The sequence below is a fragment of the Streptomyces sp. NBC_00353 genome (assembly GCF_036108815.1).
In the GTDB taxonomy this organism is placed as follows: domain Bacteria; phylum Actinomycetota; class Actinomycetes; order Streptomycetales; family Streptomycetaceae; genus Streptomyces.
The window spans coordinates 1,354,365-1,370,917 of sequence record NZ_CP107985.1; the positions used below are offsets into that span (position 1 = coordinate 1,354,365).

Annotated in this window: 15 protein-coding genes and 2 pseudogenes; 10 read left to right on the top strand and 7 right to left on the bottom strand. The window is 67.3% G+C overall.

The window, feature by feature from the left end; genetic code table 11:
- Window positions 1-66: 66 nt before the first annotated feature.
- Window positions 67-702 carry a TetR/AcrR family transcriptional regulator gene (locus OHA88_RS06570; protein WP_328624625.1) on the bottom strand — a complete coding sequence of 212 codons (636 nt, stop codon included), beginning with the start codon at window positions 700-702 and terminating at the stop codon, window positions 67-69.
- 136 nt (window positions 703-838) lie between these two features.
- Between OHA88_RS06570 and OHA88_RS06575 the strand changes: the two genes are divergently transcribed.
- The 5 genes from OHA88_RS06575 (at window position 839) to OHA88_RS06595 (ending at window position 7,336) form a co-directional block, all read left to right on the top strand.
- Window positions 839-1,984, top strand: coding sequence for a VOC family protein (locus OHA88_RS06575; RefSeq protein WP_328624626.1), 1,146 nt, complete (start codon window positions 839-841; stop codon window positions 1,982-1,984).
- Window positions 1,981-2,919, top strand: a complete 939-nt coding sequence (locus OHA88_RS06580) for a fumarylacetoacetate hydrolase family protein (protein ID WP_328624627.1) — start codon at window positions 1,981-1,983, stop codon at window positions 2,917-2,919. Before OHA88_RS06575 ends, OHA88_RS06580 begins: the two co-directional genes overlap by 4 nt.
- The gene (gene mhpA, locus OHA88_RS06585; protein WP_328624628.1) at window positions 2,916-4,550 is read left to right on the top strand and encodes a bifunctional 3-(3-hydroxy-phenyl)propionate/3-hydroxycinnamic acid hydroxylase MhpA; all 1,635 of its coding nucleotides are present in this window, start codon (window positions 2,916-2,918) and stop codon (window positions 4,548-4,550) included. Before OHA88_RS06580 ends, mhpA begins: the two co-directional genes overlap by 4 nt.
- The gene (locus tag OHA88_RS06590; RefSeq protein WP_328624629.1) at window positions 4,547-6,565 is read left to right on the top strand and encodes an acetoacetate--CoA ligase; all 2,019 of its coding nucleotides are present in this window, start codon (window positions 4,547-4,549) and stop codon (window positions 6,563-6,565) included. Before mhpA ends, OHA88_RS06590 begins: the two co-directional genes overlap by 4 nt.
- 153 nt (window positions 6,566-6,718) lie before the next feature.
- A complete protein-coding gene (locus tag OHA88_RS06595; RefSeq protein WP_328624630.1) occupies window positions 6,719-7,336 on the top strand; it encodes a malonic semialdehyde reductase in 618 nt (205 codons plus the stop codon).
- Window positions 7,337-7,527: 191 nt separating this feature from the next.
- Here the strand turns inward: OHA88_RS06595 and OHA88_RS44530 are convergent, their stop codons facing one another.
- A complete protein-coding gene (locus tag OHA88_RS44530) occupies window positions 7,528-7,794 on the bottom strand; it encodes a DUF6518 family protein (protein ID WP_443044185.1) in 267 nt (88 codons plus the stop codon).
- 516 nt (window positions 7,795-8,310) lie between these two features.
- Between OHA88_RS44530 and OHA88_RS06600 the strand changes: the two genes are divergently transcribed.
- The 4 genes from OHA88_RS06600 to OHA88_RS06615 all read left to right on the top strand — a co-directional run bounded on the left by OHA88_RS06600 (window position 8,311) and on the right by OHA88_RS06615 (window position 11,060).
- Window positions 8,311-8,751, top strand: a complete 441-nt coding sequence (locus OHA88_RS06600; protein WP_328624631.1) for a hypothetical protein — start codon at window positions 8,311-8,313, stop codon at window positions 8,749-8,751.
- A 158-nt stretch (window positions 8,752-8,909) separates the two neighbouring features.
- A complete protein-coding gene (locus OHA88_RS06605) occupies window positions 8,910-9,332 on the top strand; it encodes an SsgA family sporulation/cell division regulator (RefSeq protein ID WP_328624632.1) in 423 nt (140 codons plus the stop codon).
- Window positions 9,333-9,468: 136 nt separating this feature from the next.
- Window positions 9,469-10,176, top strand: coding sequence for a hypothetical protein (locus OHA88_RS06610; RefSeq protein WP_328624633.1), 708 nt, complete (start codon window positions 9,469-9,471; stop codon window positions 10,174-10,176).
- A gap of 233 nt (window positions 10,177-10,409) precedes the next feature.
- Window positions 10,410-11,060 (top strand): TetR/AcrR family transcriptional regulator, encoded by a 651-nt coding sequence (locus tag OHA88_RS06615; protein ID WP_328624634.1) that lies wholly within the window; start codon window positions 10,410-10,412, stop codon window positions 11,058-11,060.
- 228 nt (window positions 11,061-11,288) lie between these two features.
- On the opposite strand, the pseudogene OHA88_RS06620 reads toward OHA88_RS06615, so the two are convergent.
- The 4 genes and pseudogenes from OHA88_RS06620 to OHA88_RS44535 all read right to left on the bottom strand — a co-directional run.
- A pseudogene (locus OHA88_RS06620) lies at window positions 11,289-11,601 on the bottom strand (MMPL family transporter); the annotation flags it as partial.
- Between the two features lie 70 nt (window positions 11,602-11,671).
- Window positions 11,672-12,262 (bottom strand): TetR/AcrR family transcriptional regulator, encoded by a 591-nt coding sequence (locus tag OHA88_RS06625; RefSeq protein ID WP_328624635.1) that lies wholly within the window; start codon window positions 12,260-12,262, stop codon window positions 11,672-11,674.
- A 500-nt stretch (window positions 12,263-12,762) separates the two neighbouring features.
- A complete protein-coding gene (locus tag OHA88_RS06630) occupies window positions 12,763-13,092 on the bottom strand; it encodes an NIPSNAP family protein (RefSeq protein ID WP_328624636.1) in 330 nt (109 codons plus the stop codon).
- Between the two features lie 145 nt (window positions 13,093-13,237).
- Window positions 13,238-13,656, bottom strand: a pseudogene (locus tag OHA88_RS44535) (SsgA family sporulation/cell division regulator).
- 561 nt (window positions 13,657-14,217) lie between these two features.
- Here OHA88_RS44535 and OHA88_RS06645 point away from each other — a divergent pair.
- Window positions 14,218-15,408 carry an IS110 family transposase gene (locus OHA88_RS06645; RefSeq protein ID WP_328623815.1) on the top strand — a complete coding sequence of 397 codons (1,191 nt, stop codon included), beginning with the start codon at window positions 14,218-14,220 and terminating at the stop codon, window positions 15,406-15,408.
- Window positions 15,409-15,416: 8 nt separating this feature from the next.
- On the opposite strand, the gene OHA88_RS06650 is transcribed toward OHA88_RS06645, so the two are convergent.
- Window positions 15,417-15,809 (bottom strand): hypothetical protein, encoded by a 393-nt coding sequence (locus tag OHA88_RS06650; RefSeq protein ID WP_328624638.1) that lies wholly within the window; start codon window positions 15,807-15,809, stop codon window positions 15,417-15,419.
- Between the last annotated feature and the right edge of the window lie 744 nt (window positions 15,810-16,553).

Genomic DNA, 16,553 nt, shown 5'->3' on the forward strand with positions numbered 1-16,553 from the left:
AGGTCGGTGATTCGGCGGCGCAGGGTACGTTCGCTGAGGCCGAGTTGGGGGGCTATCCCTGAGCTGTCAGTCGAGGGCGGGCAAGGAACGCCGGGTGACCTCATGGGCGTCGTCCGGCGGAAGGCCGAGCATGCGCAGGACCATTTCGGCCAGGTCGGAGGCGGTCTCGTCGCCGTCGAGGTCCGGGCGGGCCAGCCTCAGCGCCACGAGGGACAGCAGGGTCCCGCCCAGGGCGGACAGGGCGGTGGTCGCGTTGCTGCAGGTGAAGCGGCCCGAGGCGATGCCGATCTCCAGGTCGCGCAGAGCTCGCGGTGACAAGCCACGGTCCGCGTGAATGTGGGCCAGACCGCGATCACGCAGGATCCGCATGAGTTCCGGGTGAGAGTCGGCCATCCGGGCGGTGAGCCGGAAGCCCGCGGCGACTAGTTCGGCCGGATCTTCGATCCCTTCGACACGGTCGTCGATGACTTGGCCGAACTCCTCCAGGGCATCCGTCACCGCGGCGTCGAACAGCTCCGTCTTGGACTCGAAGTGGTTGTAGAAGGAGCCGAAACCCACGTCGGCGCGCTCGGCGATGGCCTGGATGCTGGCGCTGGTGTCCCCGGTCTCCGCGAGGATCTGCCGGGCCGCGCGGACGAACGCTTGCCGGGTCTCGGCGCGGCGCCGCTCGAAGCGGTTCTTGGTCGGGGCTGACGTCGGCATACGGCGAGTGTAACAACCGTTACGATCAGTCTGCCATTACTGATGAGATTATCAATTATTTGGCCCGAACCCATTGACGATGAGCAAGTCAAAGTTGATGATTTTCTCATTACGGCAATGTTGCTTGGAGGACACCATGTCCCACACCCCCGTTAACAGGGCCGCTCCCCCGACGCCCCACCAAGACCTTCACAGTGAGCAGGGCGCCCTGCGCGGAGAGCACCCCGGACGTTCCCGGAATCCCGTGATCAAGGTGGCGGATCTGGCCTGGCTGGAGTTCGAGAAGCCGGACCTGGACCAGGCCGAGGTGTTCGCGCATGACTTCGGGTTCGCGATCGCCGCCCGCACCGAGAAGGAGCTGTGGCTGCGCGGTACGTTCGCGGGCTCACCCTGCATGGTCATCCGGCTGGGGCGTGCGTCCCGGTTCATCGGGCCGACGTTCCGCGTGGCCGAGCGGGCCGACCTGGACCGGCTCGCCCGCGCCACCGGCAGTACCGTGCGGGACATCGACGTACCTGGCGGTGGGCAGTCGGTCGCCCTGCTCGATCCCTCGGGCCTGGCAGTCCGGGTCGTGTACTGCGCCGAGCAGCTACCCGCGCTGCCCGAGCAGCAGCCGCTGCTCCTCAACTTCGGCACCGAGCCCCGTCGTACGAACGCCACCCAGCGTCCGCCCCGTGAGCCGTCCCGTATCCAGCGGCTGGGCCATGTGGTGCTGGAGACTCGGGTGTTTGCCCGCACCTTGAACTGGTACCTGGACACCCTCGGGATGATCGTGTCCGACTTCCTATTCCTGGACGGGCAGCGCGGGCGCGGGCCGACCATGGCGTTCATCCGGTGCGACCAGGGAGGCGTGGCCGTCGATCACCACACGCTGGCCCTGCACCTCGGGCCCGGAAGCGGCTATGTCCACTCCGCCTACCAGGTCACCGACCTCGACGCGATCGCCGTCGGCGGTGAGTACCTTGCCGAGCGCGGTTACCGGCGCAGCTGGGGGATCGGCCGGCACATCCAGGGCAGCCAACTCTTCGACTACTGGCGCGACCCCGACCACTTCATGCTGGAGCACTTCGCCGACGGCGACCTGTTCTCCTGCGACCTCGAACCGGGCTGGGCGCCGATGTCGGGGAGCGGCCTAGCCCAGTGGGGCCCGCCGGTCACCCGCGACTTCCTGGGCACAAACCCGTCTCCCGCCAAGCTCCGCGAGGTCATGACGGCCCTGCGCGACGACAACGAACTCGACCCCGCACGCCTGCTGGGCCTGATGAAAGCGATGAGCTCATGAGCACCAACGTTATGCGCACCACCGACGGCTGGTGGGTCGTCTTGGACGAGCGCGCCGTCCGTATCGAGACCAAAGCAGTCACCACTGCCGATCTGCTCGCCGACCGGGGAGCGGTCCGCGAGGCCGCCACCTCCGCCGAAAGCGGCACGCCCATCGCCGACCTGGTGGCCCTGCCTCCGGTCACGACCCCCTGCCGGGTCGTCGCACAAATGGTCAACTACCACAGCCACGCCAAGGATTCGGGCTTCACCGGCGACATCCCGCCCACCTTCTTCCGCAAGGCATCCGGCTCCGTCAGCGGCCCGCACGAGGAGATCGTCCGCCCCTCACACGTAAAATTCCTCGATTACGAGGTGGAACTCGCCCTCGTCATGGGCGCACCTCTGCCCGTGGGCACTGTCGTGGAGGAGAGCGACCTGCCACGCTACGTCGCCGGTCTCGTCCTGACCAACGACGTCAGCGCCCGCGACGTCCAGCTGACCAAGACCCAGTTCTACGAGAGCAAGTCCTACCCAACTTTCACACCGACAGGTCCGTACCTGGCCCTGCTGGAACCCGAGGACTTCGCCCACCTGCTCAACCTGCGGCTGCGGCTGTCGGTCAACGGCGAACCGCGCCAGGACCGCACGCTCGCCGACATGATCGTACGACCCGCGCAGGCCCTCACCCTGCTCGCCCGCTTCCAGACCCTCGACCCGGGCGACCTGCTGCTGACCGGCACGCCCGGCGGCACGGCCCTCAAAGCCCCGCCCAAGCCTGTCGAGAAGATCGCAGCATTGCTGCCGCCCGCGATGAAGTGGAAGGCGTTCTTCAACAGCCAGGCCCAAAACCCCCGTTACCTGCGCAATGGTGACCTCATCACCGCCACGATCGCCACCCCGGACGGGCGGATCGACCTCGGCGAGCAGCGGACCTCTGTGACGGGCACCCCATGAGCGCCACATCCCGGACACCAGTGGTGATCATCGGTGCGGGACCCGTGGGGGTCACGGCCGCTCTCCTGCTCGCCCGACGCGGAGTACACAGCGTCGTCCTGGAGCGCCACCAGGACGTCTACCCCTTGCCGCGCGCCGTTGTCGTGGACGACGAGGTCCGCCGGATCCTGCAGAGTGTCGGCGTCCACGAGGAATTCGCCGCCCTCGCCCGCCCGGCACGCGGGCTCCGGCTGTTGGACGCCCGGCACCGCGTGATCGCCGAATTCGCGCGGTCCCCGCAGGGACATCACGGCTTCCCGCAGACCAGCATGTTCGACCAGCCCGAGCTGGAACACCTGCTGCGCGACGCCCTGGCGAACCGCCCCGAGTGTGAGCTGCGGGGCGGGGTGGAGGTCGTTTCCGTCAGCCAGAACGCCGATGGAGCAAGGGGTTCGGCTGGTCCGGTCCGGGTCACCTTCCGCCGCGACGGCAGCGACGAGGACGAGCACCTTTGGGCCGATGCCGTCCTCGGCTGCGATGGCTCGGGCAGCGTCACCCGCGACGCCATCAGCGCCACATGGGAGGACCTGCACTTCGAGGAGAGCTGGCGAGTCATCGACGTGCGCACCAGCCGCCGGGTGCGCAGCTGGGAAGGCGCCGAGCAGATCTGCTGCCCCACCCAGCCGGCCACTTTCATGCGCGTCGGCGAAGACCGCTACCGCTGGGAGTTCCGACTGCCCGACGATCAGCACCTGGACGGTCCGGACGGGCTGGAGCGCCTGCGCGAGCTGGTCGCCCCCTGGGTGGACCTGCCGTCTGATGCCTCCCCGGGCGACGACTTCGAGGTGATCCGGCAGGCGCAGTACACCTTCCGCGCCCGCCTCGCCGACCGGTGGCGCCGGGGACGCGTCTTCCTGCTGGGCGACGCCGCCCACCTCACTCCGCCCTTCATCGGGCAGGGGCTGTGCACAGGCCTGCGCGACGCCCACAACCTCACCTGGAAACTCGCCCGGGTCCTCCAACAAGGCGCAGACGAAGGACTGCTGGACACCTACGAGCACGAGCGCAAGCCGCACGCCCGCCACGTGATCCGCGTCGCGGTCGCCGTCGGCTGGGCCATGACCGGCGGCCAGGACCGCGCCGCAGCGCTCCGCCGGGCCGTCGTGGGCGCAGCGTGTCGCATCCCCGGCGTGACCGCGGCGGTAAGCCGCGACCTCAGCCCCGCCCTGGCCGCCGGTCCGCTGATACGCCGCCGCCCCCGGCTGACCGGCCGCGTGCTGGCCGGCACCTTCTGCCCGCAGCCCTGGGTTCAGCGCGACGGCAGGCGAGTGCGCCTCGATGACGTCCTCGGGGACTCCTTCGCCGTCCTGACCGCCGTGCCGCCCACCCCGCAGGTGACGGCTGTGGCCACGGCACTGGGCGCATCCACGATTCACATCGACGACCTGGACGACGACGGCACCCTGGCCACCTGGCTGGCACGCGGCCGAGCCGACGCCGTCCTGCTGCGCCCCGACCGCGCCGTGATGGACACCGTCCCCATCGGCACCGGCGACTTCACGGACACCGCCGTCTGGGCCCCCCTGCTCCACACGGCCCGCCATATCGCCGATGCCCGGCCCGTCCCTCCGCCGAGGAGCCCTACACCATGACCACCCCGCACCCCACGCCGCATCCGGAACCTTTCTTCACCCCCGCCCCGAAGACGGCCGCCCGCAGCCGTATCGCGGACTTCGCTCGATGGGCGGGCCGCCACCAGGGCACCGAAGGGATCCAGGACCCCACCGACTACCAAGCCCTGTACGACTGGTCCGTCACCGACCTGGAAGGGTTCTGGGAGACGGTGTGGGAGTACTTCGCCATCGACGCGACGACCGGGTACGAGCGGGTGCTGGCCGAGGAGACCATGCCCGGCGCCCGCTGGTTCCCCGGCGCTACGCTCAATTACGCTCACCACGCGCTGCGCAATTTGCAGCCGGACGCTCCCGCGATCACCGCGCTGGACGAGACCGGATCCTGCTACGAGATCACGGGCCGTGAGCTGCGCGCCCGGGTCGCCTCCGTCGCCGCCACCCTGCGCGACCTGGGCGTCGGACAGGGCGACCGGGTGGTGGGTTACCTGCCCAACACCCCCCAGGCCGTCATCGCCTTCCTCGCCACCGCCAGTCTCGGCGCGGTGTGGTCGGTGTGCGGTCAGGACTACGCACCCAAGGCCGCCGCCGACCGCTTCGCTCAGCTCGAACCCACGGTGCTGATCACAGCGGACGGCTACCTCTTCAACGGCACGGCACACGACCGCCGGACCGCCTCGCTCGAACTGGCCCGCGCCTTGCCCACGCTGAAGGCCACGGTGCGCGTGGAGCACGTGGGCCTTGCCTGGCCCACGGGCGGGCACCCGGGGCTGACGGTGCCCTGGGAGGAAGCGGCCACCCGCACCGAGGACCTCTCTTTTGCCCAGGTGCCGTTCGACCACCCTCTTTGGGTGGTGTTCTCCTCCGGCACCACCGGCCTGCCCAAGGGCATCGTCCATGGCCATGGCGGGGTCCTGCTCGAGCACTTCAAGATCCTCGGCCTGCACACCGATCTGGGCGTCGGGGACCGCCTGCTCTGGTACACCACGACCCACTGGATGATGTGGAACCTGGTCGTTTCCACCCTGCTGACCGGTGCCACCACGTGCACCTACGACGGCAGCCCGGCACCGCAGGCGCGACCGGACATCCTGTGGGAGCTGGCAGACCGCCACAAGGTCACCGTCTTCGGCACCAGCCCCCAGTACCTGTTGGCCATGGCCAAGCTGGGCATCGAACCCTCCGTGCACGACGTGTCGGCCATCCGCGTCATCGGCTCCACCGGCTCCGCCCTGCCCGCATCCGCCTACCCCTGGGTCCGCGACCACGTGGGCACAGGCATCCAGCTGGCGTCCACCAGCGGCGGCACGGACGTTGTCTCCGCCTTCGCCGGCAGCGCCCCCACGACCCCCGTCTGGGTAGGGGAGCTGTCTGCCCCCAACCTGGGCGTGGCACTGGCCGCCTACGATGGCACGGGCACCCCTGTCCTCGACCAGGTCGGCGAACTGGTCGTCACCCGCCCCATGCCTTCCATGCCGCTGTACTTCTGGAACGACCCCGACGGCAGCCGGTACCGCAACGCCTACTTCGGCGCCTACCCCGGTGTGTGGAGCCACGGCGACTGGATCACGCTCACCTCACACGGCTCGGTGATCGTCCACGGCCGCTCCGACGCCACCCTCAACCGCAACGGCGTGCGCATGGGCAGCGCCGACATCCACGACGCCGTCGAACGCCTCCCGGAGATCACCGAGGCCCTCGTCATAGGCGCGGAGGAACCTGACGGCGGCTACTGGATGCCGCTCTTCGTGGTCCTCGCCGACGGGGTCGGCCTGGACGAATCCCTGCGCGACCGGATCCGCGACGCGATCCGCGACGGCGCCTCACCCCGCCATGTCCCCGACGAGATCCTCGCCGTACCGTCCCTCCCGCACACGAAGACCGGTAAGAAGCTCGAGGTTCCCGTCAAGCGCCTGCTCCAGGGCGTCCCCGCCGAGCAGGTCCTCAACCCCGCGGCGGTCGACAACCCCGACCTGATCGCCTACTTCGCCCGCCTGGGCGCGGAGCGGAACAAGCGGTCAACACGCCTCACATGACATCGGCCAGGGGCCACAGGCCCACATGACAGCACCGAGTCCTTGTGCCCCGCCCGGCTCCGTAAACCCCGTCCCCACCGCGTGGTGCCGGGGCGGTCAACCCGCCCCGGCACCACACCATTCGCATAACCAAGCAAGAGAGAAACCATGAACATGACCGACTACGAACCGCAGGCCCTCGACGTCCTTGACGATGCCGGGCGAAAGGTGCTGTTCACCGAGGCCCGCACCGCGAATACCTTTGCCGCAACGGATGTTGCCGACGACGAACTCGCCAAGATCTGGGAACTCGCCCGCTGGTCGCCGAGCGCCGCCAACGGTCAGCCTCTGCGCGTGCTCTTCGTGCGCACCCGCGAGGGCAAGGAGCGCCTGGGCCGGCATCTCGACGAGGGCAACAGGGCCAAGACGCTCAGTGCGCCGGCCGTGGCGATCCTGGCGTACGACGTCGACTTCCACGAGCAGATGCCGACAGTCTTCCCGGCTCGGGGCGACATGCTGCGAGCGGCCTTCGCCGACCAGGTCGAGAAGCGCGAGAGCATCGCGGCCTACAACTCGGCACTGCAGACCGGGGTCTTCCTGCTCGCGGTGCGCGCGGCGGGGCTCGCGGCGGGTCCCATGGCGGGCTTCGACAGGGCCGGCGTGGACGGGGAGTTCTTCACCGGTACCAACTGGCGTTCGCATCTGGTGGTCAACATCGGTCACCCCGGTGCCGACCCGTGGTTCCCGCGGCTGCCCCGCGTGCCCGTCGAGGACGCCGTCGCCTGGATCTGACGGCCCCTGCCGCCGCCTGGGCGCGCCGGAACGGAAGTCCGAGCAGCCCGAGAGTGGTCGGCGGTAAGAGGTGCCATGCCGTGGGCGCCGGTGCTCTCCTGAGTGCCGGCGCCCAATTTTCTCCCCTGCCCGAGGTAGCTGTGATGGACTTCCTGGAAGCGACCGTCCTCATAGCGGCCCTCAACGAGTGGCTACAGCCGGGTCATTAAAGGGTGCCGCGTGCCATGGGGAGACTGACTGGATGGGCAGTTCGATGCGGGCGTAGGCGAGGATCGCATCCCCCGCATGCCGTCACGCCTGATTTCGGCGTATCCGGAGCACCCGACGGTCAGGCCGACGTCGGCGCCAAGGCCGCCGATCGCGGCCTGCATCAAGGCGCTCTGCTGGTAGAGCAGCACTCCGGTGGCGAACGCGACAGCAGACCAGACGGCACGGGACGATCTCGCTCCACGCTTCACGAAACCGATCCCTGGGCCAGGTCGGTGAGCACACCGAGCAGCAGGCCGCCACTCGTTGCCATCACCGCACGGCCGCCTCAGCCGCGCAGTTGCTCCTCGGTGCGGCCAGTTGGGTGGGAGTAATGGTCGTCATCGCGGCCTCCACGAGCGGGCCCCAAAGACGGCACGCGCGCCTCGACTGCTGCAGAGATACCTCCAGGCTGTGGGCCTTCGCACCAGGCGAGGCCGTCTCGTACCTGGGACCCCGGTACACATCCCTAGCGCGATGAAACTTCACACTCACACTTCCATACATCGCATGGTTTACTCGAAGGGCAGTTCCGTACAGCGTATGAAACCTTGGGGCCTTGCTGCGCAAGCAACTTCTCCCGCGCTCGGTGACGCAGTACAGCCGACCGAGCCCGCACAGGACGGTCAACACCGTTGCACTCGCGCAGCACCCCACAAACTGGACCAGCTACAGGAGCACCGTCACCCTTTGCGCCGGCGGATTGCTCCGAGCCGAAGGAGAAACCCGTGAGTAGCTTCATGAAGCGCACATGTATCGCCATCACCTCCGTGGTGATGGCAGGCGGAGCCATAGTTGGGGCCGGGGCTAGCGCATCGGCCGCGACGTCCGAAAATGTCCAGCGTCCGGCTACCACTGTTGCGGCTGACAACCACCGCTCGGGCGGCGACCACGAGCACAACTTGGACCGGAGCGACGACCGCCGCTCGGGCCGCGACCACGTCCGCGACTACCGCTGGGACCGTAACCACGACTACCCCTCGGACCGCGACCACGACTACTGCTGGGACCGCCGGGACGGCCACCGCCAGAGCCAGGGCACCAGCTCCTCGCGGCGCAGTCGTGGTGGGGACCACGAGGGCAGGAGCCACTACAGCGACAGGCAGGGCAGTGACCCCGTGCACGAACGGACTCTTGCCCGGCATCCGAGGTTGCCTGCATCCCTCTAACGCCCCCAGCCGTCAGCAGTGGCTTCGTCTGCTCCTGCCGACCGGCCCGACACCCTGGCGACGGCACGAGATGTAGCTACTGCGAGCGCTGTCGTGCCTTCCGTCACCGGTCCCGCTGCAGCCATCCCTCTATGGCTCGAGGCACCAGGAGCGAACCCATGAATTCAATGAGAACCGTGATACACGGTCTACCCGTACAGCTTGTCGTCTCGCGCGAGATGCCCCTGTCCATGCACATGAGGCTGCGGCACGAGCCTAGCGATCCTTATGCCGTTCGTGCCGCGTTCACCCTGGACGATAGCGATGAAGCGGTGGAATGGATCATCGGACGCGATCTACTGATCGAGGGTCTGAAAGGGCCCGTCAGCGAGGGTGATGTTCGGCTCTGCCCAGCTGGCGAGCGCGACCGCGGGTCCGTATACATCATCCTCAAGCCACCAGGCGGTGTGGCGCTGCTCGAAGCTCCGGCGCAGGACATCAAGAAGTTCCTGCAGGAAACGGAGGCGCACGTGCCCATAGGGTCCGAGTCCGAGCACATCGACTCGGGCGCGCTGCTGAGGCACCTCCTCGCCAAAGACTGAGGTTTCCCTGCCCGGGCGCCGGGCTTTAGCCGCGATTGCAGCAAATGTGCCGCTGCAGGCCGAGACCGCCCTGACTGGCTGCAGGCCCATGGGTAACGGTTAGCGTGCCCCCCCCTGAGGCTGGCACACTGAATGTGTGTCCCCGCTGATGACCGCTGCTGATCAGCATGCGTTCTCATCGATTTCTGGCGCCGCCGTCGTGTCGGTCTGCGCACTGGTCTTCACCGTCGCCTCATTCTGGTGGCTCAATTCCAGGCAAGGGCGCCTGAAGTCATGGGAGCCTCATTCCTTTGCGGCGACCTTCACTTCCTCTCTGGTTCGCCTGCGGCTACCGCTCGTCCTTCACAACACCGGTGCCAAGCCGATAGTTGTACAGGATCTCAGGCTCACCTTCCCTGATGAGCCCGCCTCTCATCTACCACTCCTGTGGATGTCTTCACCGTCTCGACTTCAACCCGGGCCGGGCGAGGAAGCGAAGTTGCCAGCCGGGTTCGTCGTGGCCGGCAGAGAAGCTCAACAACTCTTCATGGAATTTGAGGCACCGTTTCCTGGGCTCGTTCCGGCGGCCCGCGACTACAAGGTTCAAGTTCAAGTGAGGGTTGGCCACCGAAAGGGGTGGCGCCCGCTTGTGACGTTCACCTTGAGAACCACCAACATCATTGATCCCGCCCGGTACGCCGTCTACAACAACGCACCTCTTGAACTGACGAAGGAGGATCAGCAAAAGGCAGACATCGCGCTCCTCGAGCTCTTGGACAAGCAGGAGAAGGACGCTTCCGCCCAGGGCGAGGCTAAGCAGCGAGACTCCTCGAGCGACGACGGCAACGCCGGTACCGATCTGTAGGCGGAACATGCTCATGAGCTCGGCAAGGACAGACGTGTCGCACTGCACGTACGACACGTCCTGACAGCTTTGCGCCCGTGCACGTTGGCCAGGTTCTCCTCGTCCTCCCAGCTCACAGCCTCCTGGCGGGGGCCGCCATCGAGCAGCTCACTACGGCACCAGGGGAATGCGGCGGTTCTCGTTCCGAGTTTCCATATGTCGTACGTAACCGCTTCAGTGGTACCATACGACGTATGGAAAAGGTGAGGAAGGCCCCCCGGGGGACCAGGAAGAGGGACGTCCCGCTTACCAAGGACGGCATCTACGCCATGGCGCTGCAACTCATCGACGCCGATGGGGTCGAGGCGCTCACCATGCGCAAACTCGCGACCGCGCTGGATGCGAACCCTATGTCGCTGTACCACCACGTACCGAACAAGGAAGCGCTGCTGCACGGCGTGGCCGCGCGCGTCGGATCACAGTTCCGAGAGGGGCAGCGGGAGGACATTCCCTGGCAGGCCCGCATGCGCCAACTGGCCCTGGATTTCCGTGCCTTGGCACACCGTCACCCCAGGTTGATGGAGTACTCCTTCGCACGCGCCGACTACGTCCAGCCGGAGGACCCCTTTTGGCGGGGACTCACCGAGACACTGGCCGCCGCGGGACTGCCAGCCTCGGCGATCCCGCGCGTCGCTGCCTCCCTGTGCGCGGTCTTCACGGGGCTGCTGCTCAGCGAACTGACCGGAGCACTCCAGCGCTGGGCCACCCTGCCGCCGGCACCAGCCAGCACCGACGGGGAAGACGCGCCCCCACCCGCGACGCACGTGGTCGACGCGACGTTCAGCTATGCGCTGGACGCCACGATCGCTGGCTTGGAGAGCCATCTCGCCCGCAGGGAGCCGTGACGGAGCAAGCGGCTACCGTAGGCTCCGCTGGGGCACACTTCTCCGCCGCTTCAGCGCCTGCGCGCTGAGGCGGCAAAGCGGCGGCCGTACGCGGCGACGTACCATCCCTGGTCAGTCACCTGCCCCCATGCGCGACCGCGCCGCGGCCGGAGGGCAGATCACCGCTTGCCCGGTCGCCCTTGGCCTTCTTGCGGCCGCCGCCGAGCGGCTTGCTCCTCACGCCGCGGGCAGCACCTTCCTGCCCGCGTATCCGAGGAGCGCCGGAATAAGGGTGAGCGCGATGAGGACCGCAATGACGACTGCGCCGGCGGCCCAGTCCGCCGCCTCCTCGCGCTCACGGCCCTCGGCGAGCTCGGCGCGGTAGCGGGAGACACGTAGTCGATGCCGACGGCGAGATCAGGGCGAGGATGGAGGTGGTGGAGCCCAGCGCGGACGTGTTCGCCAGCGCGGTGATCGTGGAGATGCCGACGCCGACGCCGGTCAGTGCGGTGAGCAACAGTCCCGCCGCTCTCCGCAAACCGAAGGTGATCACCAGCACGACGGGTGTCATCAGCCGACGACGTGAGCGGCCGAGTCGGATGCTGCGAGAGGGGTGCGGGGCCCCCGGGATGTCAGGCGCCGAGGGCGGGGAGGACCACGGCGTCGATGTACGAGGTGAGGAATGCCTGCGTGGGCGGCTGGTTGTCGATCAGCCCCCGGACGGCAAGGGCGCCGACCAGCATTTGCGGTACGTACTCCAGCGTGGGGTTGTCCGCGCGGATCTCGCCCCGCTCCACGGCCCGCCGCAGCATCCGGTCGAGGCCGATCGTCTCCGGCTCGAACAACAGCTCACGCAGGGCGCGCAGAAGATCGGCGTTCTCGCGCACCGCCATGGCCAGGCCCCGCATCAGCGAGGTGTCCTGCTCCATCCGGCAGTCGTCCGCATGCATGACCATTTCGTGGAAGTCGCCCCGCAAGCTCCCGGTGCCGACCTCGCCTATGCTCACCGGCTTCTGGTGCCTGAGCGCCTTAACGACCAACTCCGGCTTGCTTCCCCACTGGCGGTAGAGGGTGGACTTGCTGGCCCTGGCGCGGACGGCCACAGCGTCCATGGTCAGGGCGTCGTAGCTGACCTCCCGGAGCAGATCGAGCACGGCCGCGTAGAGCTCGACCTCGCGCTCGGGCGTGATCCGGCTGCAGCGCACCGTTGCAGCATCAGCCATGCTCATCCACTCCGTTCCGAACGAAACCGTCTTGTACAGCAGCACTATCGAAACGAAACCGTCTCGTACGTGGGCTATGTCGCATCCGCCCCCGAATAACCGTCCAGAAGTCCGTCGGAACGGCCGGCGCAGAACGCGCCAACGCGGCAACGGTCTGGTCGGTGACCGGCCTCCCGGCGCATTCGGGGCTTCGGCGAGGCCGAGCCATTCGACTGGCACATCGGCGACCACTCAGCCGTCGACATTCCACTGCACTACAAGGCCGGCGACATGCCGGCTTGAGCCGCGTGCTGACACGGACTCAAAGGTCGCCGGAATCGTCATCCTGCCGCCCTATGCCAGGTCCGACCGTCGGCGGCGACCGACTCTTTCAGGGCACCGCCGTCCACGCCGGGGGAACGTGTGCGTCAGGTGATGCAACAACGGGCCACTTGATCACTGACCGGGGCACGCAGATCGATCTTCGACCGTGTGGGTCCCTTCGAGCGGCTCGTTACCTGTCACCGCAAGGGTGAGGCGGCGGTGGGCGTCAGTACGGATTCGGCGACGCCGACGATCTGGCTGATGTCGAAGCCTTCCATGTCCGCGCGGAATTCTGGGCTGGACAGGTACGCCCCCAGTCGCTCCTGCACGTCGTCGGCGTCCCTGTAGGAAACGAGGGCGTACAGCTGGGGCGCCTCACTCTCGAGAGCCGTGGGCACCGCCCAGATGCCGTGTGTGGTGATCCGGTGCTTGGCCATACTGGGAATGTGCTTGGACCAGATGGCCTCGTAGGCGACGAGCGCCTCAGGACTGCACAGTGTGTAGACACGAAGCTGGTACTGGGACATGAACACTCGTTCCCTTTCTATTGAGCATGGTTGTCAGTGGTGGGGGCGTGACGCAGTGGAGGCTGTGTCCGGATCCTCTGTCCGGCGACAGCGGACGAAAGGGCGCGCAACGGATCGATTCGGCAGGCTAGTTGGGAGGCTTCTCTCAGCTTTCTGCACGCAGGTTCGCCAGTTCGATGTCCCAGTCGATGTGTCCGGACTCGGCGCCCCGTGGCACCAAAGCCTCGGTGTTCCCCAGGAAGGTTTTGACGTCCTGCACGGGAACCTCGAGCAAGACGGCGCCCGCGGAAGACCCGAGGGTGATGTACATCCCTTGGCCACCATGGCCAGTGGCCGACCAGATCCGGATGTCCCCATCGCCTGCGGAACGCTCAGGCCATCAGCCAGAAGATCACGCCCCAGGACGCATTCACCCGGATCGTCACTGTGGGTAAAAAGGGTGGCATGGACGACATAGGGATCACTGGGCTCGTACCGCAAGCGCATGCACAGCGGAAGCGAGTAGTCGCGCGTTACGACAAGGTGCGCGGCCACCTCCTGCACCACGATCCTCAAAGATTTCATCGACTTCCACTCCACGGTGCCTCTGCCTCGGCTGCGCCCCGCCGTCGGGCGGCAGGATTCAACGAGGGAGAGGGGTTACAACAGGGCCCGGGTGCCGGACAGTGTCGACGGACCCCAAGATTCGTGACGTCGCCGTCGCTTGGCAGGCGAGCCTGCTATGCATGATTGGTGTCCGCCGGCTGTGTGAGAGGCAGGCCCTCACACAGCCAGTCGCCTGGGCGACGGCCAAAACCGCTGGCCCTCGGACCAGCGATCACGCCCCTGCCTCCGGCAGGCATCACGGCGAGGCGCATGGCTTGGGCCTGCGGGCGCAGGTGGTGTGTGTCTCAGTGGTCCCTACCTTGTTGATCGGGATGAGCGAGCCATTCGTAGGGTTGGCTCACCCAGGGGTGTCGGGTGTGGCTTTCAGTGGTCTGCCGTCCGTGTGGCTTCCTACGATTCGCCGCCCGACACCCCCCGACGACTCGGCTGCTGATTAGGAATTGCGATCCGATCGCTGAGTAGGGACTCGCCAGCGAGGTCGTCTGTGGTGCATGTAGGCAAACGACCCGTGGAGAGCGCGTGACAGCGATCTGGGCCGGCATCGACGCCGGCAGGACCCATCACCACTGCGTGGTGATCGACGACACCGGCAAACGGCTGCTGTCGCGGCGCGTGGCCAACGACGAGCCGGAACTGCTGAAGCTCCTGGCCGATGTCCTCGCCCTGGGCGATGAGGTCACCTGGGGCATCGACCTTGCCGACGGCGGCGCCGCCCTGCTGATCGATCTGCTCCTCAACCACAGCCAGCACACGCTCTACATCCCTGGCCGAGCCGTCAGCCGCGCCTCCGAGGGCTACCGGGGCGAAGGCAAGACCGACGCCAAGGACGCCGCGATCATCGCCGACCAGGCCCGGATCCGCCGGGACCTGCAGCCCTTGCGGCCCGGCGACGAACTCGTCGCCGAGATCAAGGTACTCACCGGCCATCGCCGCGACCTCGCCGACGACCGCACCCGCGTGATCAACCGGCTCCACAACCACCTCACCAGCATCTTTCCCTCTCTGGACCGGGCACTGGACCTCACCAACACCGGCCCGCTGATCCTGCTGACCGGCTACCAGACCCCGGCCGCCATCCGCAGGACCGGCGCCCGGCGACTGCAGACCTGGTTGCGCAACCGCAAGGTCCGCGGTGCTGCCCAGCTCGCAGAGACGGCCCTGGCGGCTGCCGAGAACCAACACACCAGCGTGACCGGGGAGAAGCCGACGGCCCAGCTCGTGCACACGCTCGCCAGGGAGGTAATGCGCCTCAATGAGCAGATCGCCGAGACCGACAAGCTCATCGAGGCCCGGTTTCGCGAGCACAAACACGCTGAGGTGATCGCGAGCATGCCCGGCATCGGACCCCTGCTCGGCGCCGAGTTCCTCGCCGCCACCGGCGGCGACATGACGGCCTTCGATAGCCCGGACCGCCTCGCCGGGTTCGCCGGCGTCGCCCCCGCTCCGCGTGACTCGGGCAAGATCAGCGGCAACCTGCACCGGCCCAGACGTTACAGCCGACGCCTCCAGCGCGTGTTCTATACCTCGGCGTTGATCAGCATCCGCTGCTGCGAGGAGTCCCGCCGCTTCTACGACCGCAAACGCGCCGAAGGCAAACGCCATACCCAGGCCGTCCTCGCCCTCGCCCGCCGCCGGGTCAACGTCTTGTGGGCCCTGTTGCGCGACGGACGGTGCTACGAACCCATACCCCCCATCACGAACGCCGCTTGACAAAAAGATTAGGAATCGTTGTGGTTGCGGCTGTGGTGGTGCCGGCCCCGGCTGTCGTGCTCGTAGCGGTTCCAGTGGTGCCGGTACGACCTGTCGAACTTCCAGCCGCATTCGGTGTCATCCCAGCGGTAGCAGTGACCATCGCGGCCGTACCGGGCCGAGTCGTTGACGCGGTCGTCGTGATGCCGGCCGCGGACTCCGTCCCAGCAGTAGCTCTGCTCGATCAGGTAGCTGACACCGTGGTCCCAGCGGTAGTCGGTGGCCTTGACGCTGACGGCCGGACGCTGAACGTGCGCGAAGTCAGGAGTCGCGGCCGAAGCGGTGCCCCCGGCACCGAGAACGGCAACACCTGCCACCACTACGGAGGTAGCAGTGACAGAGAGGCGCTTCTTGAGCTTCATGGTCGTTCCTTCCGGATTGGTGCGATCTGCACCATCAGTTGCTTGTGCAGGCGACATGATGCGCCTGGCGTCGTCGGAGAACGCCTTTCCATACGCTGTATGGAACTGCCCTTCATTGGTACCATACGACGTATGGAACTGTCGAGGGCGCTTAGTGGCCCGCACTTTCGGCCTCCTCTGGCGGCGTCTGCCGGGCCTGGGCAAGTGGGGCAATAGCTCAATGACAGTCGGCAGGCGATTAATCGCGTCACCTTGGCCGTATCGGCATTGGGTGTTCCGGTCTCCGCGGTGCTCGTCACGGAGAGCTGCAGGCGTAACTAACCGGCGATGAGTCGGGGGTGCCGGTCGCGTTTGCGCATCTGCTGCAGGTCTCCACTGTCTGGCAGCTGGTGCGTGACTCCAGCCAACGCCAGAGACACGCAGCGAGGCGGGCTGACTTCTCGGGGTCCGGCGTTGCCAGGCCCACCAAGTCTGGCGATCATGCGGGCATCGGCCGGGGCGGGACCGGCTCCATCCCCGACGCCCTCAACGCCGTCATGCGCGAAGTCGGCTGCCACCTCACGGCGACAGCCCGTGCTCACTGGCCAACCAAAGGCGCTCAACCACGAGCTCCCGTCCACACCAAATGGCTGACCTGCGGAAAACCACAGTCGTGATAGGCAGTGGCCGCCGGTGGGCCGGCTAGTCGGTGCAGGTGCTTGCGACGGCCCCGTGACTCAAGCGACCGCACCACCAACAGCTGCT

Excerpts from the sequence above, each read along its gene's own strand:
- OHA88_RS06570 (WP_328624625.1), bottom strand. The coding sequence starts at position 702 with ATGCCGACGTCAGCCCCGACCAAGAACCGCTTCGAGCGGCGCCGCGCC.
- OHA88_RS06575 (WP_328624626.1), top strand. The coding sequence starts at position 839 with ATGTCCCACACCCCCGTTAACAGGGCCGCTCCCCCGACGCCCCACCAA.
- OHA88_RS06580 (WP_328624627.1), top strand. The coding sequence starts at position 1,981 with ATGAGCACCAACGTTATGCGCACCACCGACGGCTGGTGGGTCGTCTTG.
- mhpA (WP_328624628.1), top strand. The coding sequence starts at position 2,916 with ATGAGCGCCACATCCCGGACACCAGTGGTGATCATCGGTGCGGGACCC.
- OHA88_RS06590 (WP_328624629.1), top strand. The coding sequence starts at position 4,547 with ATGACCACCCCGCACCCCACGCCGCATCCGGAACCTTTCTTCACCCCC.
- OHA88_RS06595 (WP_328624630.1), top strand. The coding sequence starts at position 6,719 with ATGACCGACTACGAACCGCAGGCCCTCGACGTCCTTGACGATGCCGGG.
- OHA88_RS06605 (WP_328624632.1), top strand. The coding sequence starts at position 8,910 with ATGAATTCAATGAGAACCGTGATACACGGTCTACCCGTACAGCTTGTC.
- OHA88_RS06615 (WP_328624634.1), top strand. The coding sequence starts at position 10,410 with ATGGAAAAGGTGAGGAAGGCCCCCCGGGGGACCAGGAAGAGGGACGTC.
- OHA88_RS06625 (WP_328624635.1), bottom strand. The coding sequence starts at position 12,262 with ATGGCTGATGCTGCAACGGTGCGCTGCAGCCGGATCACGCCCGAGCGC.
- OHA88_RS06630 (WP_328624636.1), bottom strand. The coding sequence starts at position 13,092 with ATGTCCCAGTACCAGCTTCGTGTCTACACACTGTGCAGTCCTGAGGCG.
- OHA88_RS06650 (WP_328624638.1), bottom strand. The coding sequence starts at position 15,809 with ATGAAGCTCAAGAAGCGCCTCTCTGTCACTGCTACCTCCGTAGTGGTG.